1 protein-coding gene is annotated in these 1,485 nt (G+C 65.3%); it reads left to right on the top strand.

Features of this window, described 5'->3' with window-relative positions:
- Nucleotides 1–135: 135 nt before the first annotated feature.
- Entirely contained in the window at nt 136–1,452 is a 1,317-nt protein-coding gene (locus BST28_RS22865; RefSeq protein WP_019739109.1) for an IS256 family transposase, read from the top strand.
- Nucleotides 1,453–1,485 lie beyond the last annotated feature (33 nt).

Below are 1,485 nucleotides of genomic sequence, written 5' to 3'. Positions count from 1 at the left end.
GAGCAATGATCAGAACCTGTGGATGAGCCTCGGTGAGGTGGCGTAGGAAAGGGCGCACCTTCCCGAGGATGATCTTCAAGTCGAAGTGGTTCTGATCAAGACCGGCGTTGGCGCGCTGGTCGGGAAGGCACGCCCATGCTCACCGTAGTTCACGACGCCGATTCCTCCAACGACAACACCGGTGGTCCCGGCCGGTCGCTGCTCGATGAGATTGTCCGCGACGGCGCCCGGCAGATGCTGGCCGCCGCACTGCAGGCCGAGGTCGCCGCCTACGTGGCCCAGTTCGCCGATCAGCTCGACGAGGCCGGCCACCGACTGGTGGTGCGCAACGGCTATCACCAGGCCCGCGAGGTGCTGACCGCCGCCGGCGCAGTCGAGGTCAAAGCGCCGCGGGTCAACGACCGCCGCGTCGATCCCGACACTGGGCAACGCAAGCGGTTCTCCTCGGCGATCCTGCCGGCCTGGGCGCGCAAATCTCCACAGATGAGCGAGGTGCTGCCGCTGCTGTACCTGCACGGGTTGTCGACCAGCGACTTCGGGCCTGCGCTCGAGCAGTTCCTCGGCTCTGGTGCCGGGTTGTCGGCCACCACGATCACCCGGCTGACTGCCCAGTGGCAAGACGAGGCCAAGGCGTTCGCTGTGCGGGATCTGTCGGGCACCGACTACGTCTACCTGTGGGTCGACGGCATCCACCTCAAGGTCCGCCTGGAGCAGGAGAAACTGTGCCTGCTGGTGATGATCGGGGTGCGTGCTGATGGCCGCAAGGAACTGGTCGCCCTGACCGACGGTTACCGCGAATCAACCGAGTCGTGGGCCGACCTGCTGCGCGATGCCCGCCGCCGCGGCATGACCGCACCGGTGCTCGCCGTTGGCGACGGTGCGCTCGGGTTCTGGAAGGCGCTACGCGAGGTGTTCCCCGACACCCGCGAGCAGCGTTGCTGGTTCCACAAGCAGGGCAATGTGCTTGCCGCACTGCCGAAATCAGCACATCCTGCGGCCACCGCCGCGATGAAGGAGATCTACAACGCCGAGGATATCGACAAGGCCCAGCTTGCGGTCAAAGCGTTCGAGGTCGACTTCGGCGCCAAGTACCCCAAGGTGGTCGCCAAGATCACCGACGACTTGGACACGCTGCTGGAGTTCTATCACTATCCGGCCGAACACTGGATTCACCTGCGCACCACGAATCCAATCGAAAGCACCTTTGCCACAGTACGTTTGAGGACGAAGGTCACCAAGGGGCCCGGTTCCCGGGCGGCCGGGCTCGCCATGGCCTACAAGCTGATCGACGCCGCACAAGCCCGCTGGCGGGCCGTCAACGCCCCACACCTGGTCGCCCTGGTCCGCGCCGGTGCGGTCTTCCACAAAGGCAAACTACTGGAACGACCCGCCGACATCACCCCGCCAGCAGCACCGACCGAGGCCCAACCCGCCGGAACGGAGGTCGCCTGAAACTCACCGATCCACAGGATTTGACAATTCCTC

The organism is Mycolicibacter kumamotonensis, assembly GCF_002086285.1.
GTDB classification, from domain to species: Bacteria; Actinomycetota; Actinomycetes; order Mycobacteriales; family Mycobacteriaceae; genus Mycobacterium; species Mycobacterium kumamotonense.
Note: the sequence above shows the minus strand (reverse complement) of the source record. Positions and strands in the feature narration are given on the sequence as shown.